Source organism: Henriciella mobilis (assembly GCF_003576315.1).
Taxonomy (GTDB): domain Bacteria; phylum Pseudomonadota; class Alphaproteobacteria; order Caulobacterales; family Hyphomonadaceae; genus Henriciella; species Henriciella mobilis.
The window spans coordinates 60,684-87,367 of sequence record NZ_QWFZ01000015.1 but is presented as its reverse complement, the minus strand read 5'-3'; the positions used below and the strand labels follow the sequence as shown (position 1 = coordinate 87,367).

General features: G+C 62.5%; 19 protein-coding genes. 6 read left to right on the top strand and 13 right to left on the bottom strand.

Annotated elements, in window-relative coordinates; genetic code table 11:
* Positions 1-150: 150 nt before the first annotated feature.
* Together D1227_RS08510 and D1227_RS08505 are read right to left on the bottom strand one after the other, a co-directional pair.
* Positions 151-3,453 carry an amidohydrolase family protein gene (locus D1227_RS08510; protein ID WP_119404522.1) on the bottom strand — a complete coding sequence of 1,101 codons (3,303 nt, stop codon included), beginning with the start codon at positions 3,451-3,453 and terminating at the stop codon, positions 151-153.
* Positions 3,454-3,478: 25 nt separating this feature from the next.
* Positions 3,479-5,659, bottom strand: a complete 2,181-nt coding sequence (locus D1227_RS08505; RefSeq protein WP_119404521.1) for a TonB-dependent siderophore receptor — start codon at positions 5,657-5,659, stop codon at positions 3,479-3,481.
* A 247-nt stretch (positions 5,660-5,906) separates the two neighbouring features.
* On the opposite strand from D1227_RS08505, the gene D1227_RS08500 reads away from it, so the two are divergent.
* From D1227_RS08500 to D1227_RS08485, 4 genes are read left to right on the top strand one after another with little or no spacing between them, the layout of a single operon-like run.
* Complete coding sequence (locus D1227_RS08500; RefSeq protein WP_158586608.1) at positions 5,907-7,109, top strand: PepSY-associated TM helix domain-containing protein; 1,203 nt, start codon at positions 5,907-5,909, stop codon at positions 7,107-7,109.
* Between the two features lie 41 nt (positions 7,110-7,150).
* The gene (locus tag D1227_RS08495; protein WP_119377282.1) at positions 7,151-8,107 is read left to right on the top strand and encodes an alpha/beta hydrolase; all 957 of its coding nucleotides are present in this window, start codon (positions 7,151-7,153) and stop codon (positions 8,105-8,107) included.
* Positions 8,104-8,685: an FMN-binding negative transcriptional regulator gene (locus D1227_RS08490; protein ID WP_119404519.1), complete on the top strand. Its 582-nt coding sequence runs from the start codon at positions 8,104-8,106 to the stop codon at positions 8,683-8,685. Before D1227_RS08495 ends, D1227_RS08490 begins: the two co-directional genes overlap by 4 nt.
* A 3-nt stretch (positions 8,686-8,688) precedes the next feature.
* On the top strand, positions 8,689-10,098 hold the full coding sequence (locus tag D1227_RS08485; protein WP_119404518.1) for an alanine/glycine:cation symporter family protein: 1,410 nt from the start codon (positions 8,689-8,691) through the stop codon (positions 10,096-10,098).
* A gap of 18 nt (positions 10,099-10,116) precedes the next feature.
* Here the strand turns inward: D1227_RS08485 and D1227_RS08480 are convergent, their stop codons facing one another.
* The 9 genes from D1227_RS08480 to D1227_RS08440 form a co-directional block, all read right to left on the bottom strand.
* Positions 10,117-10,875 carry a hypothetical protein gene (locus tag D1227_RS08480; protein ID WP_119455228.1) on the bottom strand — a complete coding sequence of 253 codons (759 nt, stop codon included), beginning with the start codon at positions 10,873-10,875 and terminating at the stop codon, positions 10,117-10,119.
* Positions 10,876-11,013: 138 nt separating this feature from the next.
* Positions 11,014-11,763, bottom strand: a complete 750-nt coding sequence (locus tag D1227_RS08475; RefSeq protein ID WP_147373288.1) for a hypothetical protein — start codon at positions 11,761-11,763, stop codon at positions 11,014-11,016.
* Positions 11,764-11,895: 132 nt separating this feature from the next.
* Complete coding sequence (locus tag D1227_RS08470) at positions 11,896-12,720, bottom strand: delta-class carbonic anhydrase (RefSeq protein ID WP_119404538.1); 825 nt, start codon at positions 12,718-12,720, stop codon at positions 11,896-11,898.
* A 239-nt stretch (positions 12,721-12,959) separates the two neighbouring features.
* Complete coding sequence (gene nhaA / locus D1227_RS08465) at positions 12,960-14,168, bottom strand: Na+/H+ antiporter NhaA (protein WP_119404515.1); 1,209 nt, start codon at positions 14,166-14,168, stop codon at positions 12,960-12,962.
* 306 nt (positions 14,169-14,474) lie between these two features.
* Positions 14,475-14,858 (bottom strand): hypothetical protein, encoded by a 384-nt coding sequence (locus tag D1227_RS08460; RefSeq protein WP_119404514.1) that lies wholly within the window; start codon positions 14,856-14,858, stop codon positions 14,475-14,477.
* Positions 14,859-14,963: 105 nt separating this feature from the next.
* Positions 14,964-15,890, bottom strand: coding sequence for a hydrogen peroxide-inducible genes activator (locus D1227_RS08455; protein ID WP_119404513.1), 927 nt, complete (start codon positions 15,888-15,890; stop codon positions 14,964-14,966).
* Between the two features lie 464 nt (positions 15,891-16,354).
* Positions 16,355-17,248: a sulfate adenylyltransferase subunit CysD gene (cysD, locus tag D1227_RS08450; RefSeq protein ID WP_119404512.1), complete on the bottom strand. Its 894-nt coding sequence runs from the start codon at positions 17,246-17,248 to the stop codon at positions 16,355-16,357.
* The gene (locus D1227_RS08445; protein ID WP_119404511.1) at positions 17,245-19,653 is read right to left on the bottom strand and encodes a YbcC family protein; all 2,409 of its coding nucleotides are present in this window, start codon (positions 19,651-19,653) and stop codon (positions 17,245-17,247) included. The genes cysD and D1227_RS08445 overlap by 4 nt, the downstream gene beginning before the upstream one ends.
* A 28-nt stretch (positions 19,654-19,681) precedes the next feature.
* Positions 19,682-21,253: a proton-conducting transporter transmembrane domain-containing protein gene (locus D1227_RS08440; protein ID WP_119404510.1), complete on the bottom strand. Its 1,572-nt coding sequence runs from the start codon at positions 21,251-21,253 to the stop codon at positions 19,682-19,684.
* A gap of 98 nt (positions 21,254-21,351) precedes the next feature.
* On the opposite strand from D1227_RS08440, the gene D1227_RS08435 reads away from it, so the two are divergent.
* Positions 21,352-22,242 (top strand): LysR family transcriptional regulator, encoded by an 891-nt coding sequence (locus D1227_RS08435; RefSeq protein ID WP_119377293.1) that lies wholly within the window; start codon positions 21,352-21,354, stop codon positions 22,240-22,242.
* Positions 22,243-22,437: 195 nt separating this feature from the next.
* Positions 22,438-23,880: a spinster family MFS transporter gene (locus D1227_RS08430; protein ID WP_119404537.1), complete on the top strand. Its 1,443-nt coding sequence runs from the start codon at positions 22,438-22,440 to the stop codon at positions 23,878-23,880.
* Between the two features lie 42 nt (positions 23,881-23,922).
* On the opposite strand, the gene gabT is transcribed toward D1227_RS08430, so the two are convergent.
* Together gabT and D1227_RS08420 are read right to left on the bottom strand one after the other, a co-directional pair.
* Positions 23,923-25,197 carry a 4-aminobutyrate--2-oxoglutarate transaminase gene (gene gabT, locus D1227_RS08425; protein ID WP_119404509.1) on the bottom strand — a complete coding sequence of 425 codons (1,275 nt, stop codon included), beginning with the start codon at positions 25,195-25,197 and terminating at the stop codon, positions 23,923-23,925.
* A gap of 15 nt (positions 25,198-25,212) precedes the next feature.
* A complete protein-coding gene (locus D1227_RS08420) occupies positions 25,213-26,670 on the bottom strand; it encodes an NAD-dependent succinate-semialdehyde dehydrogenase (RefSeq protein ID WP_119404508.1) in 1,458 nt (485 codons plus the stop codon).
* Between the last annotated feature and the right edge of the window lie 14 nt (positions 26,671-26,684).

Here is a 26,684-nt window from a genome sequence, read left to right as displayed (position 1 = left end):
CCGGATGATGCCGGCCGCAGGAGACATGACAATTCAGTGACGCCGTAAGTGGCCCAATAGAAACAATATATGACCTGATTGCACGCCGATGGCCACATTCATGACCGCCAGTGCCGCCTGTTTGTGCAGGCGTCAGGCTTTGCAGGACCGCTAGGGGATGCGTGTCAGCGCATGCTCATCGAGCGTCTCGCCATCATAGAGATGACCATGCTTCATGACGAAGCGCACGTTTTCAATGGCCCGGATGTCGGCGGTGGGATCACCTTCCAGCACGACAAGATCGGCGACCTTGCCAGCCTCCAGGCTGCCCAGGCTGTCATCGCGGGCAATCGTGCCGGCACTGCCCATCGTGGCCGCCCAGAGTGCTTCTGCGGGCGCCCATCCACCCTCGACATAGGCTTCGATCTCCCAGATCGTGCCGAGCGCCGGAAGATCCCCGTGCGCACCGACGCCAACGAGGCCGCCCGCCTCAAAGATGCGATGGGCGCTGGCCGCAACCGTCTTGTAAAGGAAGGCGTCCTCATCAGGTGCCTGGACGCCGGCGAATTCGCGCTCAATGAACCAGTCCGGCGCGAAGCGCGCATATTTGGTGTCCTCAAGCGGCTGTCGGCGGGCGATGAAGCTGGTATCAGCCGGCGTGCCGCCATGCGTGATCATCAGGGTCAATGTGCTGCTTGTCCCGCTCTGCGCGAACAGCTCCGTCACATCCCGGTGCAGCACAGGCGGCGGCAGGGCATGCTCATTGCCTGAGTACCCGTCCAGGATCTGGCTGAGCCCCAGCTTGAAGGACAGCGCGCCCTCCGTGGTTGGCGTCATGCCGAGCCTGTTCGCGGCATCGGCAAACCACTGGCGCACGCGCCGGTTACCGACGCGGTACTGCTTCAAGTTCCGGGTGCGGTAGTGGTCGCGATAGCGCGTCAGCACGGCCTCGACCTCGGCCAGCGACCGGAAATCATGATAGTCGAAGATCGCCGGCCCGGTAGAATAGAGCCGCGAGCCGATGACCGCGCCGCTCGCGACAAGGTCCTCATAGGTGAACATGTCGATGGTCAGCGAGGACGGGTCGAACAGGGTGGTGATGCCGTAGGCGAGATTGGTCTTCAGCCCCCAGGCATCGAACTGCAGGACATCCCTGCGAATATCGGCGACGTGGTAGTGCGCGTCGATGAGACCGGGAATGACGTAATTGCCCGAGAGGTCGATGCGCGCGGCGCCTTGATCGGCGCTCACTGTCCCCTCGGGCCCAATGGCAGCGATCCGGCCATCCTTCAACAACATCTCCGCGCCTTCGATCCTTCGGGCGGGATCGGAGCGATCATCCATCGGGAAAACGGTCGCGCCGGTCAGCAACACCTGCTGTCCGGGCCTCTCTCTCGGCACAGTGATCGCGATGTCGCGGACATCGTCATAGCCGCGTTCGACCGGGACCGGCCTGTCACTGCGCGGTGCACCAAAGTCGATATCGCCGAGCGGCAGCCGGTACAGCGTCGGGCCGACGGTCCAGAACAGACAGTCGCCATTGCAGCTCCAGCCAAAATAGTCGGCACCGATATCGGTGATGCGGACATGCTGGGTGGCGGGCGCGGACAGGTTCACCGTCTCGCCCGGCGTTTGAGGCAGCCGGTAGAGGTGCAGCTGCTGGGCGATCTGGGCGAGTGCCCATTGCCCGTCCGGCGAGACGCGGAGGTCATCGGCAGCGGCCGCGCCTTCGGCGAAATACCAGTTCGCGCCTTCAGCCTGTGTGACAACGGTACGCTCGCCGGTTTCCAGCGAGACCGCTTCCGCGCCCTTGCCGGAATTGAACAGGACGCGCCCCGGCTCGCCCGAGAAATGCGGACGCCCGCCAAGACGGCCGGAGGCGAGGATGCGCGGCCCGCTGCCATCAAGCGGGATGAGCACGAGCTCAGCCTCGCGCAGATGGCCATACTCCATGTAGGTTTCACGCCGGTCATCCGCGCTGGAGCGAACGGCGATGATCGCCGTCCCGTCAGGCGTGAAGACAGGGTGGGTATAGAACGCCGCCTCGGCGGTTACCTGCTGCAGCGCCGTGCCATCTGGCCGGGATGTCCAGACCTGGCCGCCATCGGCCCTGGACCAGCTGACGAAGGCGAGCCGTGTACCGTCCGCCGACCAGGCGGGATGATAGGTCGACTCCATGGCTTCGGTCAGCCGCTTCGGCGCGCCCTCGCCCATCAACGGCGCTGTGTAGACGTTGCCAAGCGCCGAGAAGGCGATCGCATCGCCATCCGGCGACATCGAAGGCGACATGAGCAGGCGCGCACGGACAGGGCCGCTCTCAAGCGGAATCTGAGAGCGCACCAGGGGCCCGAGCGGCTGGTCGACCTCGGCGGTGAAAGCAATATCCGATGGCCCTTCACCTGAAAGCGGGAAGCTTGTGATCTGGCCACCTGTATTGGCAATCAGCGCCGAGCCATCGGGGGTGAAATCGAAACGCGGCACGCCGTCATGCCAGAGGCTGGCCTGCAGGGAATCCGGATCCAGCATGCCAATCGTTTCCGTCTCGCCGCTCGCAAGGTCGAGCAGCTGAAGGCGTGTCGTATTGCCATGGCGTTCAGCATAGGCGAGCTGGCGGGCATTCGGAGACAGGCGCGGACGGAAAGCGGGGTGGTCCTTGCTGCCGGCCAGGACGGTTTCATCGCCAGTGTCTGTATCGAGCGAAATCACTTTCCAGGCCGAGAGTTCGTCGAAGGCAGCCGTCTCTTCGCTGAGAGAGGCGAGATAGAGCGTGCGCCCGTCGGGCGCGAACTGGGCGCCGAGCGAACTGACGGGTTCGCCCTCCTCATTATCCGGCCCGGTCGACCGCAGGACGCGGCCCATGGCGCCCGGCGCGGTGTCGAACTGCCAGAGCTCGTAGGCATTCCGGTCCGACCAGAAGCGCGACACGGTGACGGTGTTCCCGTCCGGGCCCCATTCAGGCGAGATCCAGACAGGGTTGTCGTCGTGGAAGGAAATCTGGCGCACATTCGCGCCGTCCCTGTCCATGATCCAGAGGTTTTCAGCGCCTGAGCGGTCGCTCAGGAAGGCGATCGAACCGCCATCGGGCGAGAAGACCGGCTGGGTGTCGAGCGCCAGCCCCCGGGTCAGCGCGTCTGCCTCACCGCCATTGATCGGCAGGCGGTAGATGTCGCCCAGCATGTCGAAGACAATGGACTCGCCGTCAGGCGAAACGTCCAGCGAGAGGTGGGTGCCCTCCCCAGTCGTGAACGACACGGTGCGGGACGCCTCAAGTGGCAAGGTCTGCCCCGGGCGTGCCGCGGGCGTGGCAGGCTTGCCGGATGTACCGGGTGTTTCAACGCGCTCGGGCTGGACCGTTGCGGGCTGCGTGCCGTCCTGCCGGATGCAGCCCGGCGCCACGCTGAGCAGCATGGCGCCGAGTGTGCAAATCAGTCTGGTCGAAAGACGGGAGGACCGGTCTGGCGTCTCGTGTGTCATACGGTCGGCCTGTCCTCCCCTTTCATCAGAACTTCCGCGTCACCGTCGCGATGACCTGGCGTCCAGCGCCATACGTACAGCCGGCCGGGCCAGAGCAGCGGGCGACATACTCTTCGTCGAGTATGTTGGAGCCGTTGATGGCAAACCGCCAGCTCTCATAATCGTAGCGGATGATGGCATCGACCAGGGTGGATTCCTCACCGGTATAGATGACCGGGTTGAACGGGCCTGGCAGCGCGCCTTCACTCTCACTGGTGTAGCGGACGCCTGCCCCGATGCCGAAGCCGGCGAGCGGGCCGTCGATGATGGAGTAATCGGCGAAGATCGACGCCTTGTTCTCCGGCGTCACCGGAAGCGGCGCACCGACTTCCTGCGGCGTGGAGCTCTTCACCACTTCGCTGTCGGTGTAGCTGTAAGAGGCGTTGATCGACAGCTGGTCGTTGATCCGGCTGACGAGTTCGATCTCGGCACCCTGGACCTCGACCTCGCCGGTCTGGGTCCCGAAGACCGGGGTGACTGACGGGGCTGTGCTCACGACATTGGTCTGCGTGATCTGGTAGATCGCGCCGGTCAGCAGAAGCTCATAGCCCTCCGGCAGGCCGCGCGCGTCGAACTTGACGCCAGCCTCGATCTGCTCGCCTTCGCTCGGGTCGAAATCATTGCCCGTCACCGAGTCCGTGCCGATCACCGGCTCGAACGAGGTCGCATAGCTGATATAGGGCGCGATGCCGCTGTCGAAGACATAGTTGGCGCCGACGCGATAGGTGAACGCGTCCTGCTGCGTCTCCGTACCGGTTGCATTGTTCTCGATCGTGACATCGTCATAGCGCCCGCTCAGCGTGAAGAACAGGTTGCCGATCCCGATATGATCCTGCGCGTATAGCCCGGAATGCTGGAGCGTCTGGTTGTTGAACGCGGACGGATAGCCGGGTGTCAGGTCCGCCGGATAGTCGTAGACCGGATCGAACAGGTCGATCGTGTCGGTGCCGTAGAAAAAGCCGAAATCGGCAACGTTCTCGACGTCGCGGTAGTCGTAGCCGACAATGATGTCATGCGTGACGCCGCCTGTTTCGAGGTTGATGTCGAAGCGGTTGTCCGTGGCAAAGCTCTCGACGCTTTCGCGATAGGTGAAGTTCGACTGCAGCACCGTGCGGAAATCATCCGGCGTGCCGTCGAAATCATTGTCGATGAGGCCGCCCGACCCGTAGATCCCGGTCGGGGTGTCCTCGTCATAGTCGCTCAGCTTCGAGTTGGAGATGAAGCTCACCATCTCGTTGAACCTGTGCTCGAACTCGTAACCGAGGCCCCACTGCTCCCGGTCGAAGCGGTTGTTCGGGTTGCCGAGATTGGTCGAGGGATCGATCTTCCCGACAGGGTTCGGAAGCAGCGTGCCATAGACCGGCAGGAAGCCGTTCGTGTCACCCATGACTTCGTCCGACTGATAGTAGCCAAGCAGCGTCAGCTCGGTGTCGGGCGTGATGTCCACTTTGAGGGCGGGAGCGAACAATTCGCGATTGGCTGAGACAAGGTCGCGCTCGGCATCGCGGTCGCGCACCAGGCCGGTCAGCCGGAAGCTGACATTATCGCCAAGCGGACCGGTGAAGGTGCCAGCCACCTGCTTGTAATTGTCGGTGCCATACTGGGCTGATAGCTCGCCGCTGAACTCGTCTTCCGGCCGGCGGGTCGTCTGGTTGTAGAGGCCGCCGGGCGGCGAGTTGCCGTACAGGGCCGCAGACGGGCCCTTGAGCACATCGAAGGATTCAAAGGCGTAGAGGTCGAGGCCGACGCTATAGATGGAGGTCGAGACCGGTGCGGCCAGGCCATCGATGTACTGCTTCGGCGTAAACCCGCGAACCGTCACGAAATCAAAGCGCAGGTCGGGGCCGTAATTCTCGCCAAAAACGCCGGAGGTGTAGCGGACGGCCTGCTGGGCATCGATAAAGTTGAGCAGGTCGATCTGGTCGCGCGTGATGACGGAGACAGACTGCGGCGTCTCGATCAGGGCGATATCGCTCTTGTTTGCGCTCTGGCCTTCGCTTGGCACGAAGTCCGGGGCGATGACATAGATAGTGTCCTGGACGGCGACCTCGTCCTCGCTGGTGTCTTCCTGGGCCACTGCCGCCGGCGCAATCAGCGCGGCGAGCATCGTGGTTGCAAGCAGGACTGCTCGCGTATTCAGCGGTCGTTCAATCGGATTCAGTGCCATTTTATCCCTCTGGATTTGCTTGCGCCACATGCCGCTCCTGTCATCAAAATGTATCAGGGCCCGTGCGCGCTGAATTTTGGCTTTGGGTCGCATAGTTCTCATTTTTGGCCATTCCGCAGCATCGCAAATGCGAGTTATTCGCAATTGCCGACCCATTCAAGACAAATTTCGACCCTGACTGCGTATGGCTCCTGGCGCTGCGTTTCGCTTATCCTTCATGTCGAGAAATCCGGAGCATTCCTGCGATATGAGCACAGCCCTTCCTTCAAACACCTGGCTCTTCCTGCATCGCTGGTTCGGCGTCCTGATGGCCCTCTTCCTGTTCCTCGCGGCGGTTTCGGGATCGCTGCTGACCATGCGCGAGTCACTCGATCGCTGGGTGAATGCGGACCTCATGATATTCCAGGGCGCGGCGAGCGAGCGCCTCGATACGGTCGAGGCGGTATCGCGTTTCGAGGCGCAGGCGCCGCATGTCCAGGTGGTCGAGTTCCCGCTCAATCCTCACACGGATGAAACCATACCGGTGAAGGTTGTCCCCGCCCCCGGCGCGCCCGCGCTCGACCATGACGAGGTGTTCCTCGATCCGGCGTCTGGCGACGTCATCGGGACACGCAGCACCGAGCCCGGCCTCTCCGGGCGCCAGATCATCCCGCTCATCCTCGGCTTTCACGAGAACTTCCTGCTCGGCGATACCGGCCGCATCTTCCTCGGCTTCATCGCGCTCGGCTGGCTGCTGAGCTCGCTGGTCGGCCTGTATCTGACCTTTCCCAAGCGCGGCCCCGTCTTCAAGAAGTGGCTGGCCGCCTGGACCTACAGCCCGAAACGCTCCTTTGCCCGTCAGATGCTGGACATCCACCAGGCCAGCGGCCTGTGGCTCTTTGCTTTTGTGGTGATCCTCGCCTTCACATCGGTGGCCCTGAACTTCTTCTTCGAGTTCTGGGCGCCCTTCGCAGAGATGATCGCACCGACCGGCGAATCCTATTTCGACCAGCCGGTCCTCTTTCCTGAAGGCACACAGCCTGACCTCTCCTTCCAGCAGGCCCTGGCGCGCACGCAGGAGCAGATCGCAGCCGCCGGTGTGTCCTGGCAGCCCGCCACGATGCTCTACTACCCCGACTACAACCTCTATGGTGCAACGCTGACCGATGATGGCGTGCTGAACTACAAGGCGCTGGGGCCGATCTACTACCATTTCGACGCGGCCACGGGCGCCTTCGTCCAGCAGGTCAATCCCTATGACAACAGCACCGGCCTTGCCCTGATGCGCTCGGTCTATCCCCTGCACAGCGGCGAAGTCGGCGGACCGGTGACGGTGTTCATCGTCTTCCTCACAGGCCTTGCGACGGCTGAAATGTGCGTCACCGGGCTTTGGGTCTGGCTGAAGAAGCGCGGACCGAGGATCGCAGCCCGCAAGAAGCGGCTTGCCGCGGCAGAGCAGCACGGCGCCTGAGCCCTCCGTCTATTCCGACCCCCTACGTGAGAGAGACTTTCATGAGCGCTTCTTCCCAGACGCAGGCCGACGATCTCGAACCCGAAGTCCGGCGGTTCGTGGAAGATGTCACCAAACGCTCTGCAGAACTCGCGGGCGACGGCCCGCTCAGCTTGCAGGCTCGCCGGGCCGTCGCCGAAAAAATTCGCGAACCCTGGCGTGAAGGCGGGCCGCAGATGCAGGCGGTCCGCGAGATCACGCTGCCGCAAACGGGCCGGACGCTGCGGATCTACATTCCTGAAAGCGGCGCGGGCGCAGGCACGCTCCTCTATCTCCATGGCGGCGGCTGGATGCTCTTCAGCCTCGACACCCATGACCGACTGATGCGGGAATATGCCGATGCTGCAGGCTGCGCGGTGGTCGGCCTCGATTATTCGCTTGCGCCAGAGCATCCGTTCCCGGCGGCGCTCAACGAAACGGTCGACTGCGTGAACTGGCTTCAAGACGAAGGCAGCGCGCATGGACTCAATACAGGCAAATTGCTGATTGGCGGCGACTCGGCCGGCGGCAACCTCGCGCTCGCGGCTACAAAGTTGCTGCGCGACACGGGCGCGAGAGTCCCGGACGGCGTCCTGATCAATTACGGCGCCCTCGACACCGAACATCGTACATCGCACCAACGCTATAACGGCCTGCCCTACATGCTCGACGTCAGCGAGATGGATGATTTCTGGCAGGCCTATGTGGCCGAGACCGAGCTTGAGAGCCCCTATGCGAGGGTGCTGCTGGGTGAGCTGGGTGGGCTGCCGCCAACGCATCTGTGTATCGCCGAATGCGATATCCTGCTCGATGAGAACAAGGAGCTGGTGCGGCGGCTGGAAGCGGCCGGCGTCGAAGCGAGCGCGATAATCTATCCCGGCGCGACCCACAGCTTTCTGGAGGCAATGTCCATTTCTCCGCTGGCACAGCGCGCCATCGCCGACAGTGCCGCCTGGATGAAGCGGATCCTGGCCTCATGAGCGCGGATTTCAGCAAGGTTCCTACTCGCGATATCCTCGACTTTGCCGCAGCCTATCCACTTGCCTGGATTGTACCCGCAGCCGACCCGTCAACGGCCTTGCTGATGCCCCTGCTCATCGAGACCGATGCAGATGGCACCCCCCTTTCCATCCTCGGCCACATGCCGATGCGCGCGCCCGCGAGCGACGTCCTTCGGCGAGACGGCAAGGCTGTCTTCCTGTTCCTTGGCGCAAATGCCTACATCCCGCCGGGCTGGGTCTCGCAAAAGGATTGGGCGCCGACCTGGAATTTCCTGTCGCTCAAGATTGAGGCTGCGACGATGCAGGTCGACGAGGCGCTGACGAAGCCGGCTGTCGAAGCGCTGGTCCGCCATATGGAAGCGCGGGCCGGATCAGGCTGGACCGTCGACCGGATCGGGCCACGTTACGAGACACTGCTAGCCGGCATTACCGGCTTCCGTGCCCCGATCAGCAAGATCGAGCCCCGCTTCAAGCTCGGCCAGGACGAAAGCGAGACGGTCCATGATGAGATCAAGAGAGGCCTCGGGGATCATCCTCTAGCCGACTGGATGGAGTAGGCCATGGACATGATTACCGGATTTGCCGACGCGCTGGGCTCTGCGCTGGCCAGCGCGGTTTTCTATTCGGTCACCCTTTTCGGGGTCGAGGTCCAGCTCATTGTGCTCTGGCTGTTTGCAGCCATGGTGTTTTTCACGATCCGGCTGGGCTTCCTGAACCTTCGCGGGTTCGCAACGGGCTGGAAGGTCCTCGCCGGGCGCTACGAAGACCCCGATGCTCCGGGAGAGCTCTCGCCCTTCCAGGCCCTTTCAACGGCCCTCGCGAGCACGGTCGGCCTCGGCAATATTGCCGGCGTTGCCATCGCCATTGCGATGGGCGGACCGGGCGCGGCGTTCTGGATGATCATCATCGGCTTTTTTGCCATGAGCCTGAAATATGCCGAGGTGACGCTGGCCGTGCGCTACCGGGTCATCAATGATGACGGCACTGTCTCGGGCGGTCCGATGTGGTATCTCAGCCGCGGCCTTGCCGAGCGCCGGATGCCGCTTCTCGGCAAGGTGCTGGCGACCGCCTATGCGGTGTTTGCACTATTCGCCTTCGTACAGGTCATCCAGGTCAACCAGTCCTACGCGCAGCTGAGCGAGGTTGTCGGCCTCGAACGCGATGCGGGCTGGGCGCTCGCCTATGGCATCGTGATCGCCGCGATTGCGGCACTGGTCCTGATTGGCGGCGTGCACTCAATCGGTGAGGTGACCTCGAGGCTGATACCCTTCATGTGCGCGCTGTATGTATGCGGTGTCCTTGTTGTGCTGGCCGTCAATCTGGAGGCTGTGCCGGGCGCCATCGTGACCATGGTGCATGACGCCTTCAGCGCCGATGCGGCGGCCGGCGGACTGGCGGGGAGTTTCGTGGCGGGTATGCGCCGGGCCGCCTACTCCAATGAGGCTGGCATCGGCAGCGCGTCCATTGCCCACTCGGCGGCCCGCACAAGACATCCGGCCTCGCAAGGCCATGTCGCCCTGATCGAGCCCTTCATCGACACGATCGTCATCTGCGCCGCCACCGCCCTGGTCATCATCACGACAGGGGTCTGGGACAAGGGGTATGACGACATCGCCATGACGTCTGCAGCCTTCGGGACGGTGTCGGCCTGGTTTCCATATGTCCTTGCCGTGGCGGTCAGCCTGTTTGCTTTCTCGACCATTCTGGCGGCGGGTTATTACAGCCTGCAGGTCATCGACTATTTCTCGCGCCATTCGATCTGGATGCGCCGCATCTATCTCTGCTTCTTCTGCGGCCTTCTACCGGTCGGCGCGATGGTCGACGTGACCACCGTCACCAACCTGATCGACAGCCTGTTCTTCATGCTCTCGCTGCCGAACCTGATCGGGCTCTACCTATTGCAGAAGGTCGTCGGTGAGGAAACGGCGCTATTCCGCGCAAGGCTGGGCAAGCTGCCGGACACGCGCTGAGCGAGAACCGCTCAGCAATCAGCCGGACACTGACAGCGTCATGCCGACCGCGATACCGCTGTCGCGGAAGCGAGCCACGGCGCCGTTGCGAATCTCGTCGGCATAGCTCTCTGCGTCAGCAGCCTCGGCACGGGCAAATATCCCGAACTCGACATTGTCCGAAACCGCCCTGGAGGCACCGATCTCCGCACCAAGATAGGAGCGGTTCGCCGAACCATCGCCCGGGACAACGAACCCGGCGCGGCCGAGCGCATAACTCGTCCATCCGCCGACATCCCAGCTGGGGCCGGCAGACACTTCGACGCCCCAGTCCTCGAAGTCGGCATCGTAGAAGCCGGTGACATTCGGCGAGTACGGCGCGTTGAAGTCGAAAGCGCCGACGAGTTCGAGGCTGGCCTCGGCGCCCTCGCCCGGATAGGTCAGCCAGTTCGCCGAGAGGTCTGCAACAACTGTGTCATTCTCGAGCACGATACCGGCCGTGTAATCAGCCTCGTCATCGAAGGCCTCCTGGTCGGAACCGACCGGCAGCAACCGGTAGAAGGCGGCATAGACCGTGGCGCCGGAGACGGTCGTCTCCGCTGTGGCGCCGAATTCCAGCGTCGGCCCGCCAATCTGTTCGCCGCGGTCGAAAAGGCTGGATGATGCGGCAAAGTCTGCCGACAGCCGGACTTTTTCGTCAGCGCCGGCGACCTCGGCAAACAAGGCGGCTGCACCCAGCATGGCGGGGAACCGAACCCCGTTCGTCAACTGCTCGCCAATGCCTCGACCCTGATGCATGCCTTCGTCCTATTTGCTGGTAACCTGTCCAGTAACCTAGCGATGCGGGGCAGAAAGCAATTGTGCCATCAGGTCTTTCTGTTCATCCTTCGGGCCAGACGCCGAGACTAGCGCCATCCCTGCGGATCATGTTGCGCCTCAGAATTCGCGGCCAATAAAGACCTTGGCCATGCTGTCATCGGCGCCCCCGGTGATCCCGACGCGCACGGCGGACTGTACAAAAACGCCGTTGTCCCAGCCGATCTTCACCACAGGCCCGACCTGGTGGGCCTGGTCGTCGAAACCCGGAATGTTGCGGCTGTTGCCGAGCTCGCTGAACACTTCAACACCCAGCCGCCAGTCATCTGAGCCGAGCGCCGAAACGTTTACGGCGCGCGAGATCTGTCCGCGCAGCTCGAGGTCCACGCCGCCGTCGCTTCCGTCCCCTGCCTCGATCTCCGCAATGAGATTCGACCGCCATTCCCAGTCGCCCGCGAACTTGTCCGTCAGGGTAAGACGCACTTCGGCCTCGTCAGGGCCGTCATCCTTGGCGAAGCCGTAGGCAAATCTCAGCCCGCCATTGAAGCCGGAATTGTCTGCCTGCTCCTCGCTCCACTGGAACCAGTTCTCGACGGTCAGGCCTGTGAGATCCCAGTCTTCACTGTCAGGCTTCGAGAAGGAGCCGATCAGGCGGAGCTGGTACCAGTCGGTGAATGCATTGTCATAGTGAATGCGGCTTGCGGCATTACCTTCATCATCCAGCCCCAGACGCGCCTCGACCGACTGCTCCGCTTTCGTCACACCTGCCGAGCCGACATTACCCGTCAGGGACTGCGCCTGGGCCGGCAGCATTGCCAGGCCGGTCACGAAGCTGATTGTGGCGACAAACTTGAAAAATCGGGTGGTCATGAAATTCAACGCTTTCATTTATTTTCACTTGCTGGACGAGACCTTCGATACGGCGCGAGCCGTCACCTGGTTTAAAAAAATCGAAGGGGCCTGCGCGGATGGCAGGCCCCTTCTTCCTGCGCCGGCTCAGGCTTACTCGATCGGAGAAAGGAGTTCCGGTGCCGTCACAAGCTGGCGAACGCCGTGCGACTTGGTTTCGTTGAAGACATTGCCTTCTTCAGCCCAGGCATGCAGCGAGTTGATGTCGAGCTTGGTGCATTGCGGACGGACGCTCCAGGTGACCTGTGCGGGTGAGCACTGCATCTGGTTGTAGCTCGGCCCCGTGGTCGAGCCGCGGAAGCTGACCGGCGTACCCGTGGTTGATGGAATGCCACCCGGCTGCCAGACGCCGCCCGCCTGGCGAACCGCCGCCAGCTCGGTGAAATCGGCTGCAGACTCGTCGTTCACCACGAGGAAGACCTGCGCCTCAACACGAAGCAGCGGATCGGTGCAGGTTTCCGGGACACACGCCCCGAGGCCTTCGCCCGGCGCAGCGTCGCAAGTCGTGTGCACCCAGTGAACCTCGATCGTGTCGCCCGGCTTCACCTTGCCATAGGCGCCCTCTACAGGCGTGAGCTCGGCTTCGGTAAGGTCCTCTGTCGCGTTGCAGGCATAGCCGCCATAGTCGCTGTCATTCACGAACACGCTGAAGTCCGGCCCTTTGTGCTCGGCATTGGTATGCGTGTGGATGTTGCAGAGGTTCATCTCGGTGGATGGCGGGGCTTTCGGGAAGGTCACTGAGTTGAGACCGTACACGCCCGCAATGTCGCGCGGTGTCTGCGGCCCGGCGTCGAGGCAGAGGCCGGCCTGTTCAACCGTTTCGACTTGCGCCGACACATCGGCTTCCGTTGCCGCGTCCGTTTCTGCCGCAATTGTCTCATTCGCACAGCCTGCCAGCGCCAGGGCACAGGATGCCATTATCGCTGATGCTGCGACTTTCCTTTTCGTCATCATGTTGTCTTTCTCCGATTGACCTGGTTTTCGAGAAACCGGGACTAGAGATGAAGACGCGTGACAAAAGGACAAATACCAAGAAAATCAATTCTTGATAGTTTTTAGCTATAATATAGGTACGGCCAAAGGGCGATGCCCCAAAGGCAATGACCCGCCATCCCTTATCCAGGATGGCGGGCCGAAAATGCGCCTAATGAATGAGATCAGCTGGCGAGCTGCACAGACGAAGCGCCGGTCCGCCGCTGCTCGGCCCCGGCCATCATCAGCATGGCGACACCCATCAGGGCCGACATGAGCGAACCAAGCAGGACGCCCAGGCGGACCTGATCGAGCTGTGCGGCGCTGTCAAACGCCAGTGTTCCGATAAACAGGCTCATTGTGAAGCCGATACCGGTCAGGCACGCCACGCCATAGAGGTGCATCCAGGATGCCCCTTCCGGACGGCGCGCAATGCCCGCTTTCACCGCGAGAACGGTGGCGCCGAAGACCCCGATCTGCTTTCCGACAAACAGGCCTGCAGCAATCCCCAGGGGCAGCGGCGACAGGAGATCGTCAAGCGACACGCCGGACAACGACACGCCCGCATTGGCAAACGCAAAGACCGGCAAGACCCCATAGGCGACCCATGGATGCAGCCCATGTTCGAGCTTGTGCAACGGCGACTGGGAGTCCGCCGTCTTGCCGTAAATCGGCACAGCCAGGGCCGTCACGACACCGGCCAGCGTCGCATGGACGCCCGACTTCAAGACGCAGACCCAGATGAATGTGCCGATCAGCGCATAGGGCGCGATCGTCTTCACCCCCATCCTGTTGAGCGCCACCAGCGAGGCGACACCAAGCGCGGCCCAGCCAAGCGCCATGAGGGAGAGATCCGCCGTATAGAAGAGCGCGATGATCATGATGGCCCCAAGGTCATCTATGATCGCGATGGCCAGCAGGAAGATCTTCAACGATACCGGCACCCGGCTGCCGAGCAGCATCAGCACGCCCAGGGCAAAGGCAATGTCGGTCGCGGCGGGAATGGCCCAGCCATTCAGGCTTTCCGGGCTGTTCGCATTGAGCGCGATGAACACCAGCGCCGGACCGGCCATACCGCCAACCGCCGCAAATATGGGAAGCGCTGCCTTGTCGAAACTCGACAGCTCGCCCTGCAGGATTTCACGCTTTATCTCCAGGCCGATCAGGAAGAAGAAGATCGCCATCAGGCCGTCATTGATCCAGAGAATAAGCGGCTTGGCGATTTCAAGCGCGCCAACCTGGACTTCAACTGGGGTCGACAGCAGGCCGGTATAATAGCCTACAAGCGGAGAATTGCTCGCGACCAGCGCCAGCACCGCCGCGATCATGAGCAAAATGCCAGCGGAGGACTCCAGCCGCAGGAAATTCTGTATGCGTGCAACTATAAAGGTCATGCCCCACCTTTCGGGATTGGTTTCAGGATGTGTCGGACGGGAGCCCCAGATCGAGATCACAAGACCCGAGCGGAACGGTGCGCTCCCTTGACGCTGCCACGGAGACTTGGATGTCCTGGTTCATCTGATCCAATCTTCACTTTCTAAGGAAACAATAGGATTAAACTATGTTTCATGCCGCAGCTGCGAAGGAAGGTATTGACGGCCCGCCGACAGGCGCTCTTGGCGGCACATTGCTTTATGAACGCCCTCGTCCGGCCAGGATCAGGGGGAACAAATCCCGCGGCAGAAATCGGACGGCGGCGATCAGTCAGACGCCAGTTCGGAGACCTCTTTCCAGCGGGTCATCCGCTCGAGTCCTCTGCGTGCACTGTCAACGAGCTGGTTGCGATCGGCGTACGGCCCGAAATAGCGGAACCTGCAGAGCATCCAGCGCTCGCCGGTCTCATCCTCTACCGGCTGGGGCAAACCCAGTATTTCAATCGGCGCCCAGCTGATCAGCGATTCCGTGTGAAAAAAGAGAGAGCGGGGAGACCTGTCCCAGCGCGCCAGCAACCAGAATTCGTCGGGTGAGCGCGGTGATCTGGGCAGGGCTCTTGCGGCCTTCCTTTGCCCGGCCTTTCCATGGGTCAGATAGGCAAGACGTATGGGCTTGGCCGGGACGGGCGCCTGGCGGGGTGGCGAGAACATGGGCAACTCCTTTCAAGTCGCCTCATATTTGTGGCCCGCTATAGATTTTGAAAATTCAAATAACGAGTTCAGCTGATTGCTTTAGACTATGCAATAACTGCGCACTTACGAAACCCTTCCAGCCCGCCCGACCAGGACCGAAACCGCTGCTGCGCGCAGCTCTTCGGCCAGTTTCTCAAGCCGGTCGGCCAGCGGCGATGTTTGCCGCCAGATGAGCGAGATTTCGCGCCGCGCCATCGGATCGTCGATCCTGCGCACAACAAGATCAGGGTCCCTGCGAGCTTCAGTGAGGGCATAGAGGCTCGGAAAGACCGCAACGCCGGCGCCCATTTCCGCCATCTGCCTGATCGCATCGAGACTGGTGCCCTGATACTCGCTGCTCACATGGGCCCCGGCAGCCTCGGCGAGAGACTGGATGATGTGGTAGAAGCGGTGGCCATAGCCGAGCGTCAGCAGGGAACGGCCCTTCAGGTCAGCCAGCTTCACATCCCCGGCCGACTGGGCCAGCTCGTCATCCGGGGCCGCGCACACCCACAAATTCTCCTCGAATAGCGGCGCGTGACCGGCGTCGGAATGGTCCTCGATGGTGGAGATGACGGTATCGAGCCGGCCATCATGAAGATGCGCCTCGAGGTCAATTGTCCTCTCCTCGCGAACGCTGAGACGGAAATCGGGGTACTTGGCATGCAGATGCCGCGTCGCCGCCGGAAGCAGGTAAGGACCGATCGTCGGTAGCACGCCGAGACGAATCCGGCCGGCCAGCGATGCGCCGCCTGACTGCACGACGGCCTTCAGGTCTTCGACATCCCTGAGGATCATCCGCGCGCGCCGAACCGCTTCCTCCCCTGTTGGCGTCATGAAGGCGCCATGACGGCCGCGCTCGATGAGCACGGTCCCGAGATGCGCTTCCATTTCCGCGATCTGTGCAGACAGGCTGGGCTGGCTGACATTCACACGCTTGGCAGCGTCACCGAATTTCCCGGTATCTGCGATGGCGACCAGGTATTGCAGCTGTCGAAGCGTCGGTCTCATGTTTCATAATCCATGGCTATGGAGAGGAGAGATATTTTCGTTTTGAACTATTCCTGTCTCTGATCCAAATCAAGGTCGACCGCAACGAAACGGTCGATAAAGGAGAAAAAAATGAAAAACTTGCCCGGCTCAAATCCTCCCAGCGCTGACCGCACGCGTCAGCTCATCGAAGGCGTGACGCCCGCATTCCTGCGGCGTCAGTGGCGCATGAGACGCCGAAAACGCTACGCAGCGCCTCTGAACGCCTGATCCTCTCTCTCCGGCGCTCTTGGGTGCTGAACACTCTCCAGACAGGGACAGCCCCTTACCTCCCCCACCCCTGCACATCCCTGATCTGGACACCGCCTGGAACACTGTTTCCAGGCGGTTTTCTTTTTTCAGGGAAGACTGCCCCGCCCGATATCACGGACCTTGAAATTTGGCCTCAGGGGCAGCCCGCCGCGCGGCAAAGGCGGATAGCACCATCAGAAATAGCCAGCCTGTTTCTGGCTTTCCAACGAGCCGTCATCGCTAATCCGGCCATTGCGCTCCGAGTTGGCGCTGGTGAGCGTTTCCTTGACGACGGAACGAAGATCGGACGCCGTCGATGGAAGGGCCGCCGTCACCGGCCAGCAGCCGAGGGAGCGGAAGCGGACATGTTCCTCCGCGTCGATTGTCAGGCCCAGCGCTTCAGCCCGCGCTTCATTGTCGATCACGATCCGCTGGCCCTGCCGAAGACTGACCGGGCGCTTGTCTGCGAAATAAAGCGGACACAGCCGGATGTTCTTCTTGAGGATGTAGGCCCACAGGTCGAATTCGGTCCAGTTCGACAGCGGATAGACCCTCAGTGTCTGACCGGACGAGCGGCGCCAGTTGTAGAGCGACCAGAGTTCTGGTCTTTGCCGGCGCGGGTCCCAGCCATGGCCGGCACTGCGGACGGACACAATGCGCTCCTTGGCGCGGCTGGCTTCTTCATCGCGCCGGGCGCCGCCGAAGATGACGTCATAATTGCCGGCATCGAGGGCCTGCTTCAGCGCGTCCGTGCGCATGATCGTGGTGTAGAGCGCGCCATGTTCGACCGGGTTCAGCCCCTGCCTGCGCCCCTCCTCATTATGATGCAGGACGATTTCAAACCTGTGCTCAGCCGCGAAGCGGTTGCGGAACTCGACCACTTCGCGAAACTCCCAGGTCGAGTCCACATGCAGAAGCGGCATGGGCGGACGCGAGGGATGGAACGCTTCAAGCGCCAGGTGCGCGAGGACCGTGGAGTCCTTGCCCCCGGAGAAGAGAAGGACCGGACGGTCAGCCTGGGCAACACCATCCCGCAATATCTGGATGGCTTCAGCCTCGAGCCGGTCGAGATGCGTCAGGTCGGTCATGCCGCGACCTCGTCATGCACGGCTGGGGACGTCGCGAAGGCCTGTTCCCATTGACCGTCACCCGCATAGCGCCAGGCGAGATGGCCGGCATCATCCATCGCGAACAGGTGCAGCCAGTGATTGTCGAACAGCGCGCGCACGCTCTCATGCCGGTTCAGGATCTCGGTGATCGCTTCGCGCGGCGCCTCGATACAGACCGAAAGCCGAACCGGGACGTGGCGGAAGTCGATACCATCGCTGACGGACTGGAGCGGCAGGCCGCTGCGCAGCGAGCCGCCATTGCCTTCGAGCACGCCAAATCCGCCCACGACATTGTGAAGCAGCTTGTTGCCCGCCCCGAAAACCTCTGGCGCCACCGTTGATCCATAATACTGGAGATTGATCCAGCTCGCGACCACGACGGGCGCAGTCAGGATGAGCTCAAGCACCTTGAAGCCGTCATCGTCGCGCCAGTCATAGGAGTGCAGGAATGAGCGGCCTGACAGGTCCTTTCCTGCGGTCCGCGACCTGGGCGCTGCGATAAAAGCGCTGCAGCCGGCCAAGCCCCATTCCTGGCGCGTCTGGGACCAGCTCTTGCCGCGGCGCTTCAGCTTGCCCGGACGTGCCACGCGCGGCAGTGCCGGTGCCCGCTCGGCCCGGGCTCGCTCACCTGCGAGGTCGAGCAGCTCTTTCGCCGCCTCAATGTCCTTGGAATGCGCCGCCGATGGCGTGTCGTCGTGAAGCGACACCTGATCGGAGGTCGTATCATGCAGACCGCCGACGAAATGGGTGTCTTCAGGAATGACAATGCCGCGCTTTTCAAGCTCGGCGCGCACGCCGGTTTCATTCAGCAGGCCAGCAAGCAGGCGCGCATTGACGTCGCCCGCATACCCACCGCAGGCGCCGCACTGGAGCGCACTGGCATGCGGATTATTGGTGACCGCAGCGCCATGTCCGACCAGGAGAACAAGCCGGGCAAAATTCCGCGTCAGCGACATCGCCCGCAGGATCGTCTCTGCCGCGTCTGTCCTGGCCTCGAGCGGCATGGATTCCGCGATACGCGGGACGGGCGACCGCTTCGACTTGCCGGACTTCAGGCCGAGCGCGCCTTGCAGCAGCTTCGGCACATAGATCGGACCAGCCGACTCCACGAAAGCAAAGGACGACACCGCTGCCAGCTTGAACCGCCCCCAGGCCCGGACAGCCCGCAGCCGGAAACGCTTCTCGCGATCTGCCTTGGCGTTGTTTTCAACCGTTTCGACCGTGTTCAGGGACGGGTTAAGCAGGACCGGCAGGCGGTGCTCTTCCGTGTCGGAAGCAAATGCCTTGTGATTGACGCCGAGACCGAAAAACCCGGCGAAGCCCAGGGTTTCGACCGAGCTGGACGCGCCTTCCAGCGCGCGGCGGAAGACTTCCGAGCGGACATCGATACAGAAAGCTGCCTGAATGGCCGGCCGCTGATCAACCTGTCCGGCGTCCCGAGGCGCGGCCATCGTCGCTTCCAGACGCCGTTGCTCGGCATGATCCAGCGCGTACTGCAGGATTTCCAGGAGCTGGGCGTGCTGTGGCAGCTTGCCCGAATTTTCCCGCTCGCGGCAGGCGCGCTTCCAGTCGAGGGCGATTGCCTCGCCATGTGCGCGGAAGGCGAAGACTTCCCACGCCACCGCAATGGCGAGCAGTTCGGTCATGACCGGACTGGTTTCGCCTGCCATCTCTGCTTTCCACAGCCGGTAGCGGCCTAGTTGTGACCAGCCGCCGAGATCGAAAAGAAGCTGTGTCAGATAGGCAGGCAGCGCTGCGTCCTTGAGGCCAAGCTCCTGCGTCATGGACGCCACGAAGTGGGCCGCATCATCTGGCAGGCTGGATGCGAACTGGCAGAAATCGCTCAGCCCCAGGACTTCCGGCGTCAGGTCATTGGTCGCAAAGGCGCGCCATGAAGACCACACAGTGCCGCGTCCGTTCACCTGCCACAGCGCCTGACCTTCATCGAAATAGTTCGATGCCCAGGCGGTGACGCGGTCGGTCATGATAGCACGCAGGTCCACTCCGCTGCCTTCACCGGCGAGGTCGAGCACAGTGGGAATGCGCCCTTCCCCGGTTGCGTCTTTCGCCCTGAGGCGCTGACGGATCTTTTCCGGCGTCAGCCCCGGACCGGCGCCGTAGGCCTTGATGGCCTTGGCAAGGTCGCTATCGCCAATCTTGCCGCTATCGAGTTTCTGCTGGAACCAGGCCTCCTTCATGAACAGGGACTGTCCTGTCATGGATGCGAACCTGGCGTGGGTCGCGCCCAGCGACGCCACACTCGAGCCGAGGAAGGGATTGACGGCGACGGTCGCTTCGAGCGGCCACATGGGCGGGATGGTGCGCGCGGCTTCATCGATCGCTGTGTTGACGGCAGCGAGGTGCTTTGACGGTGTCTTGCTCATGATTTCAATCCTTGTTCGCTAAGGTCTGTCAGGCCTGCGGCCGGCCGGAATGGCGCCAGCCGCCGAGGATGCGGTCCCAGACAGCATTGATGTAAAAACCGTTGGTGAGGTGGACGCGCAGGCCGCGCACAGCCGGATGGCTCGCCCAGAGCGGGAAGGTCGCCTGCGCGAAGGCCACGAGCGCGAAACTGAACAGCGCCAGTGCGATCAGCGCCCATTCCAGTCCGTCGGGTGACGGCGGGGCGGGAAGCGTCGGATAGGCGAGATAAGCCGCCGCCGACTGCAGGGCGAAGTAGGCCAGCGTGACTGCCACCGAGTAGCCTGCCGTGTAGAGTCCCAGCTGACGCGGCGCCTTGTCGGCCAGCCCTTGCGCCAGCATGTAGGCCACGCCGAAGACAAGGATGGCGCCGAGCGCAATCGCCTGCGGCGACTTGCCTTCAAGCCCCACAAGCAGCGTGGTGGCGGCATAGATCGCGATGGCCGTCAGGAAGGCCGTGCCCACCGTCCGCAGCCCCGGAAGGGCAATCGGGCCGGGCCGGCGGATGGATGCGACCTGCTTGACCGCGTCGCCGGAGCCCAGAAACGCGTGGGCCTTGTACAGCGAGTGCAGGACGATGTGCAGCAGGGCCAGCGGGAAAAGCGCAAGGCCGCACTGGAAGATCATGAAGCCCATCTGGCTGATCGTCGACCAGGCCAGCGATGTCTTCACGGCCGGCTGGGTCAGCATGACCAGGCCGCCAAAGAGCGCCGTAAAGCCACCGACCAGAACCAGCAGGGCGAGGACACCCGGCGCGAGCAGCATGACGTCGGCAAAGCGGATCAGAAGGAAGCCGCCGGCATTGATGATTCCCGCATGGAGCAGAGCAGACACGGGCGTCGGCGTTTCCATGACCTCGGTCAGCCAGCCATGGAACGGGAATTGCGCCGATTTGAGGATCGCGACCCCGGCCAGCATCAGCGCTGCCATCGTCGTGGCGAGACTGCCTGGCTCACCACCGGCGCGGGCCATTTCATTGATTTCGGCAATGTTGCCGGTGTCATAATGCATCCAGAGCAGAATGCCTGCGCCCGCCAGCAGGACATCGCCTGCGCGTGCGAAGACGAACTTCTTGCGGGCCGCCCTCTGCGCACCCCGCCGGCCGGGATAGAAAAGCAACAACCGGTGAAGGCAAAGGCTCGTTGTGACCCAGAAGACGAAAACCTGGATCATATGTCCCGACATGACCAGCATGAGGACCGACGCCATGGCCAGCATCAGCCATGACATGAAGCGCCCCTGCCCTGCCTCGCCTTCGAGGTATTCCCCGCTATAGGCCAGCACGATAGCGCCCACGAAGCCGACCAGCGCAACGAGAACCGCGCTGACCAGGTCAAAACGCACGAACATGAGGTCGAAACCCTCAATGTTCAGCGGCAGGGTTGCGGCGCCCGTCCAGGCATAGACCGCCAGCGAACCGACCGAAGCCGCACCGATCAGGACGGCGGCAAACGGCATCGCCTTGCGGATGGGCGGGTATGGTGCGGTCTGGAAGAAAGAAACGATTGCGAGCAGTGCGAGCGCGACCGAGGGCGCGAGCAGCAACATGAGCGTGAGCGACATACCGGGTCTCCAAAATCTGATGGCCCCTCGCTAGCAAAGCGCTATTGTTTAGTATAATACAATATATCTCTCTTTTCGTTCTGTTTTGGAGAACGGTTTTGCTGAACTACAACCATCTGCGCTATTTCTGGATTGTCGCGAAGGAGGGGCATCTGACGCGCGCTGCGGAGTCGCTGAACCTGTCCCAGTCCGCCCTGTCCACCCAGATCAAGAAGCTTGAGGAAAGCCTTGGCCATGCCCTCTTCGAACGCCGCGGCCGGTCGCTGACGCTGACGGAAGCAGGACAGATCGCGCTTGATCACTCGGAGGCGATTTTCTCCACCGGCGACGAGATGATCGGGCGGCTGCGCAATGCCGAACGCCTCAGCAAGAAGATCCTGCGGGTCGGGGCCCTTTCCACGCTTTCGCGCAACTTCCAGATCGGTTTTCTCCGGCCGGCCGTGCAGGATCCGGGTATCGAGGTGATAATCCGTTCGGGCACGATTGCCGAACTCCTGGCAGCCCTGGAGGCGCACCGGCTCGACGTGGTTCTGGTCAATCAGGTGCCCTTGCGCGATTCGGCAACGCCATGGTCATCACGCATCATTGCAGAGCAGGATATCAGCCTGGTCGGCACGCCCGAGCGGATTGGCGGGCGCAGCGATCTGATCGAACTCCTGTCCAGCGAACCGGTCATCCTGCCAACTGCCGATAGCGGCTTCCGCAATGGCGTGGATGTCATGTTCGAACAGCTCTCCCTGTCACCGACCGTGGCGGCGGAAGTCGACGATATGGCGATGATGCGTCTTTTGACGCGGGAGGATATCGGGCTTGCGATCCTGCCGCCAATTGTCGTGACCGACGAGCTTGCAAATGGGCGCCTTGTCGAGGCCTGCAAGCTCAGCGCGATCCAGGAAACCTTTGCCGCGATCACCATGAAACGGCGGTTGCCGAACCCGGCGCTCGAAACCCTGTTCGCCAGCCGAGAGCTGGATGCGCATGCAAGCTGAGCACCGGGACGCCATCGGGCGTGGATGCCGACGCTCTTGCCATAGGCTTTAGCTATCAAACTCTTCTGAAAATCATATTGTTCTCATCATGAGACAGCCAGTAGCGTCCCGTCGCACTGATCCTTGGGAATGAAGCCAGGCCGTTTTTCGGGTTCGGCCCTGACGGTTCGCCGGGATGTAGGGCTGAGCAAGAGCATGAGCGAAACAGTTTCGAGCCCGGCCGGGCACCCTATCCAGAGCGCGACGGCTCGTCTTGGACAGAGCTTTGGCACGTTCGGATACAGGTCCTTCGTGCTGATGTCCCTGACGCTGGTCTACACCTTCAATTTCATCGACCGGATCCTGATCAGCGTCGTCAGCGTGCCGATCATCAACGAATTCCAGCTCTCGCAATTCCAGTTCGGCCTGCTGTCGGGCATCGGTTTCGCCCTCTTCTACACACTGCTCGGTATCCCGATCGCGAACCTCTCCGAGCGAATGAGCCGCAAGCTGATCATCGGCATCTGTGTCATCCTCTGGTCGCTGGCCACCGTCCTCTGCGGTTTCACGACAGGCTTCGTCACGCTGCTGCTCGCCCGAATGCTTGTCGGTGTCGGCGAAGCGGGCTGCACGCCTCCAGCCAACTCCATGATCAGCGACTATTACGCGCCGGCTGTCCGCCCGACGGCGCTTGGCATTTACGCCATGGGCGTCACGGCCGGCGGCGTCCTCGCCCAGGTCTTCGGCGGCGTCATCCTCGATATATTCACCTGGCGCGAAGCGTTCATCTTTGTCGGCGCGCCGGGGATCCTTCTCGGGCTCATCTTCCTGCTCACCGTGAAAGAGCCGCCCCGCGGCTACTCCGATCCGCCGGGAACCGAAAAAGTCGAGCGCGCAAGTTTTCGCGATGCCATCAAGGAGATCGTCTCGAAGCGCACTTTCTGGATCATGACCGCTGGCGCCACCCTGGCGGCCTTTGCAGGCTACGCCCTGGTCGGCCTTCAACCGCAGCATGTCGTCTTCACGCACGGCTACACGCCAGCGCAGACGGCGCTCATGTTCATGGCCCCTGTCGGACTCGCCGGCACGCTTGGCGCCTTTCTCGGCGGCTTCCTGACCGAGAAAGCCTCAAGACGTTCAGAGACAGCAGCCACCTGGGTGCCGGGGATCGCCTTCCTGGTCTGCGCCCCGCTTTATGCCTCGGCTTTCCTGGTCGGCGGCAGCACGCTGATGCTGGTCTTGCTGATGGTCGCCAGCGTGCTGCAATATTTCTATCTCGGCGCGCAGTACAACATTGCGCAGGCTGTGGTCAGCCTGCGCGTACGGGCGACGTCGGTCGCCATATTGCTCTTCATCGTCAATCTGATCGGCTACGGCGCCGGCCCGCCAGCGCTTGGAATCGTGGCCGACCTGATGTCCGCGAGCTGGATCGGCGCCAATGACCTGGCCGGCCAGATCACGGCCTCCTGCAGCCTGACCGATGCAAGCCTCTCCGAAGAACTCGTCGCAGCCTGCCGCGACGCGCGCGCCTATGGCGTGAAGTGGGCCTGCGTGGTTGCCACCGGCCTGTTTGCCTTCGCTGGCCTTTTCTTCCTCGCGGCGGGCCGGACCTTCATCCGCGACCTGTACGCCAATCGCCGGGCAATGGCGGCCGCCTAGCGTGTCGGCGGGAGGCGTTGGGGACAGCGTCAGCGCGCCAGCTTACCGGGATGCCTTCACCGCTTCGGTCAGGATCGCCAGGCCCTCATCCAGCACCTCGAACGGAATCGTCAGAGGCATGAGGAAGCGGATGACATTCGCCCGCACACCGCAGGACAGGAGCAGAAGTCCGCGCTCGCGCGCTTCGTGAACGATCCGTTTTGTCCGGTCAGGATCAGGCTGCGAGGCATCGCCGTCATAGATCATTTCCATCGCTGCCATCGCGCCGAGCGAACGGATGTCACCGATCCCCCTGTCCGACTGGCGAAGCGCATTACAGTGACGGGTCACCCGGTCTCCGATTTCGACGGCCCGCTCGCAAAGCCCCTCTTCCCGAATGACATCGAGCACAGCGAGGCCTGCCGCACAGCCGAGCGGTGAGCCGCCATAAGTGCCGCCGAGACCGCCGGGCGCGGGGGCGTCCATGATATCTTTCTTGCCGATGACGCCAGAGATCGGGAACCCGCCAGCCATGGCTTTCGCGATCGTCATCAGGTCAGGTTCGATGTCGGCATACTCGGTCGCGAAGACGCGGCCCGTGCGGGCGAAACCGGTCTGGATTTCGTCGCAGATAAGCAAGATGCCATGCTCGTCGCAAATCGCGCGTAGCGTCTGCATGAAAGCGGGGCTTGCCGCGTAAAAGCCACCCTCGCCCTGCACCGGCTCGATGATGATCGCCGCGATCCGGCCGGGCTCGACATCGGCCTTGAACAGGTTTTCGAGCGCCTTCAGCGAGTCCGCCTCGGTGACGCCATGATACGGCACTGGAAACGGCACATGCCAGACATCGGCCGGGAACGGGCCAAAGCCAATCTTGTATGGCGCGACCTTCCCCGTAAGGGCCATCGTCATCATCGTGCGGCCATGAAACCCGCCACCGAACGCGATGACGCCCGGCCGGCCCGTTGCGGCCCGCGCGATCTTCACGGCGTTCTCGACGGCTTCAGCCCCTGTCGTCAGGAAGATGGTCTTCTTCGGTGTGGGGCCGGGTGCCAGTGCCGATAGCTTCTCAGCCAGCTCGATGTAGGGCGCGTAAGGCGTCACCTGGAAGCATACATGGGAGAAATTGCCGAGCTGTTCAGCCGCTGCCGCTTGCACCCTGGGATGGTTGTGGCCCGTATTGTTCACGGCGATACCGGACGCAAAATCGATGTAGCGCCGGTCTTCTTCATCCCAGATTTCGGAGTTCAGGGCTCTCTTCGCAAAGACCGGGTGCATGCTGCCAATGCCGCGAGGGACAGCGGCTTCGCGTGATTTCAGGAGCGTTTCGTTTTTCATGGCGTATCGCCGGGCTCAGCCGCCCAGCCCTCCTAGCAGGATGTATTTGAGTTCAAGATAGTCATCGAGGCCGTGGCTCGAGCCCTCACGGCCGAGGCCGGATTGCTTCACGCCGCCAAAGGGCGCCGCCGCATTCGACAGCGCGCCGTCATTGATGGCGACCATGCCGTATTCGAGCCCTTCCGAAACGCGGAAGGCCCGGCCGAGGTCATTCGTGAAGGCGTAGGCTGCAAGCCCGTAAACGGTGTCGTTCGCCGCTGCGATGACGTCGCTTTCCGTCTCGAAAGAAATCAGCGGCACAACCGGCCCGAAGATTTCTTCGCGGGCGATCTCCATGTCATGACTTACGTTGGAGAGCACTGTCGGCGCGTAGAACAACTCGCCGGCCTCGTGGCGCGTTCCGCCTTGCACAATGCTGGCCCCGGCTTCAGCCGCGGAATTGACGAGCGCCTCAACCTTTCTCACCGCCTGGCTGTTGATCAGCGGCCCGATCTGCGCGCCCTCTTCCAGGCCGGGCGCGATCTTGAGCGCGGCCACCTTGCTGCGGACAATACTGGCGAACCGGTCCATGACAGAAGCGTGCACGAAGACACGGTTGGCGCAGACACAGGTCTGACCGGCATTGCGGAACTTCGAGGCCATCAGCCCGTCTGCCGCCTTCTCCAGGTCAGCATCGTCGAACACGATGAACGGCGCGTTCCCGCCAAGCTCCATGGAGACCTTCTTGATCGTGCCGGTCGACTGGCGCATCAGAGTGCGGCCGGTATTCGTGGACCCCGTGAAGGTCACTTTCCTGACCCTGTCACTTGTTGTGAGCACTTCACCGATGTCGGCGGGCGCGGTGGTCGGAACAACGTTGAACACGCCAGCCGGCAATCCGGCCCGTTCGCCAAGCGCCGCCATGGCGAGCGCAGAAAGCGGCGTATCCTCTGCGGGTTTGGCAACCATTGTGCAGCCAGCCGCCAGGGCCGCAGCAACCTTTCTCGCCAGCATGGCATTCGGGAAGTTCCAGGGCGTGATCGCGGCGCAGACGCCGACGGGCTGACGGATCACGAGGATACGCTTGTCCGGCGCCGGAGACGGGATTGTCTCTCCATAAATCCGCTTGGCCTCTTCAGCGAACCATTCAAAATAGGACGCGCCGTAGAGGATCTCGCCGCGCGCTTCGGCCAGGGGTTTGCCGTTTTCCAGCGTCAGGATGCGGGCCAGCCGGTCAGCCTCCTCGACCATGAGGTCGCGCCACTTGCGCAGGATGACCGAGCGCTCGCCTGCCGGTTTTGAAGCCCACTGTGACTGTGCTTCGTGCGCTGCGTCGACAGCGGCTTGCGCATCCGCTGCGCTGCAATCGGCAACCCGCGCAATCACGTCTCCAGTGGCCGGATCTCTCACATCAAAGACCTGTCCGGTCTGAGCCGGGCGCCATTCGCCCGCGATGAAAGCCTTTGTCGGGCAGTCGAAACCGATGCCTGGCATTTCTGAACCCCTCA

Excerpts from the sequence above, each read along its gene's own strand:
- D1227_RS08490 (WP_119404519.1), top strand. The coding sequence starts at position 8,104 with ATGAGCGCGGATTTCAGCAAGGTTCCTACTCGCGATATCCTCGACTTT.
- D1227_RS08460 (WP_119404514.1), bottom strand. The coding sequence starts at position 14,858 with ATGTTCTCGCCACCCCGCCAGGCGCCCGTCCCGGCCAAGCCCATACGT.
- D1227_RS08480 (WP_119455228.1), bottom strand. The coding sequence starts at position 10,875 with ATGCATCAGGGTCGAGGCATTGGCGAGCAGTTGACGAACGGGGTTCGG.
- D1227_RS08475 (WP_147373288.1), bottom strand. The coding sequence starts at position 11,763 with ATGACCACCCGATTTTTCAAGTTTGTCGCCACAATCAGCTTCGTGACC.
- D1227_RS08440 (WP_119404510.1), bottom strand. The coding sequence starts at position 21,253 with ATGTCGCTCACGCTCATGTTGCTGCTCGCGCCCTCGGTCGCGCTCGCA.
- nhaA (WP_119404515.1), bottom strand. The coding sequence starts at position 14,168 with ATGACCTTTATAGTTGCACGCATACAGAATTTCCTGCGGCTGGAGTCC.
- D1227_RS08510 (WP_119404522.1), bottom strand. The coding sequence starts at position 3,453 with ATGACACACGAGACGCCAGACCGGTCCTCCCGTCTTTCGACCAGACTG.
- D1227_RS08495 (WP_119377282.1), top strand. The coding sequence starts at position 7,151 with ATGAGCGCTTCTTCCCAGACGCAGGCCGACGATCTCGAACCCGAAGTC.
- D1227_RS08455 (WP_119404513.1), bottom strand. The coding sequence starts at position 15,890 with ATGAGACCGACGCTTCGACAGCTGCAATACCTGGTCGCCATCGCAGAT.
- D1227_RS08505 (WP_119404521.1), bottom strand. The coding sequence starts at position 5,659 with ATGGCACTGAATCCGATTGAACGACCGCTGAATACGCGAGCAGTCCTG.
- D1227_RS08420 (WP_119404508.1), bottom strand. The coding sequence starts at position 26,670 with ATGCCAGGCATCGGTTTCGACTGCCCGACAAAGGCTTTCATCGCGGGC.
- D1227_RS08470 (WP_119404538.1), bottom strand. The coding sequence starts at position 12,720 with ATGGCATCCTGTGCCCTGGCGCTGGCAGGCTGTGCGAATGAGACAATT.
- D1227_RS08445 (WP_119404511.1), bottom strand. The coding sequence starts at position 19,653 with ATGAGCAAGACACCGTCAAAGCACCTCGCTGCCGTCAACACAGCGATC.
- gabT (WP_119404509.1), bottom strand. The coding sequence starts at position 25,197 with ATGAAAAACGAAACGCTCCTGAAATCACGCGAAGCCGCTGTCCCTCGC.
- D1227_RS08500 (WP_158586608.1), top strand. The coding sequence starts at position 5,907 with ATGAGCACAGCCCTTCCTTCAAACACCTGGCTCTTCCTGCATCGCTGG.
- cysD (WP_119404512.1), bottom strand. The coding sequence starts at position 17,248 with ATGACCGACCTGACGCATCTCGACCGGCTCGAGGCTGAAGCCATCCAG.
- D1227_RS08430 (WP_119404537.1), top strand. The coding sequence starts at position 22,438 with ATGAGCGAAACAGTTTCGAGCCCGGCCGGGCACCCTATCCAGAGCGCG.
- D1227_RS08485 (WP_119404518.1), top strand. The coding sequence starts at position 8,689 with ATGGACATGATTACCGGATTTGCCGACGCGCTGGGCTCTGCGCTGGCC.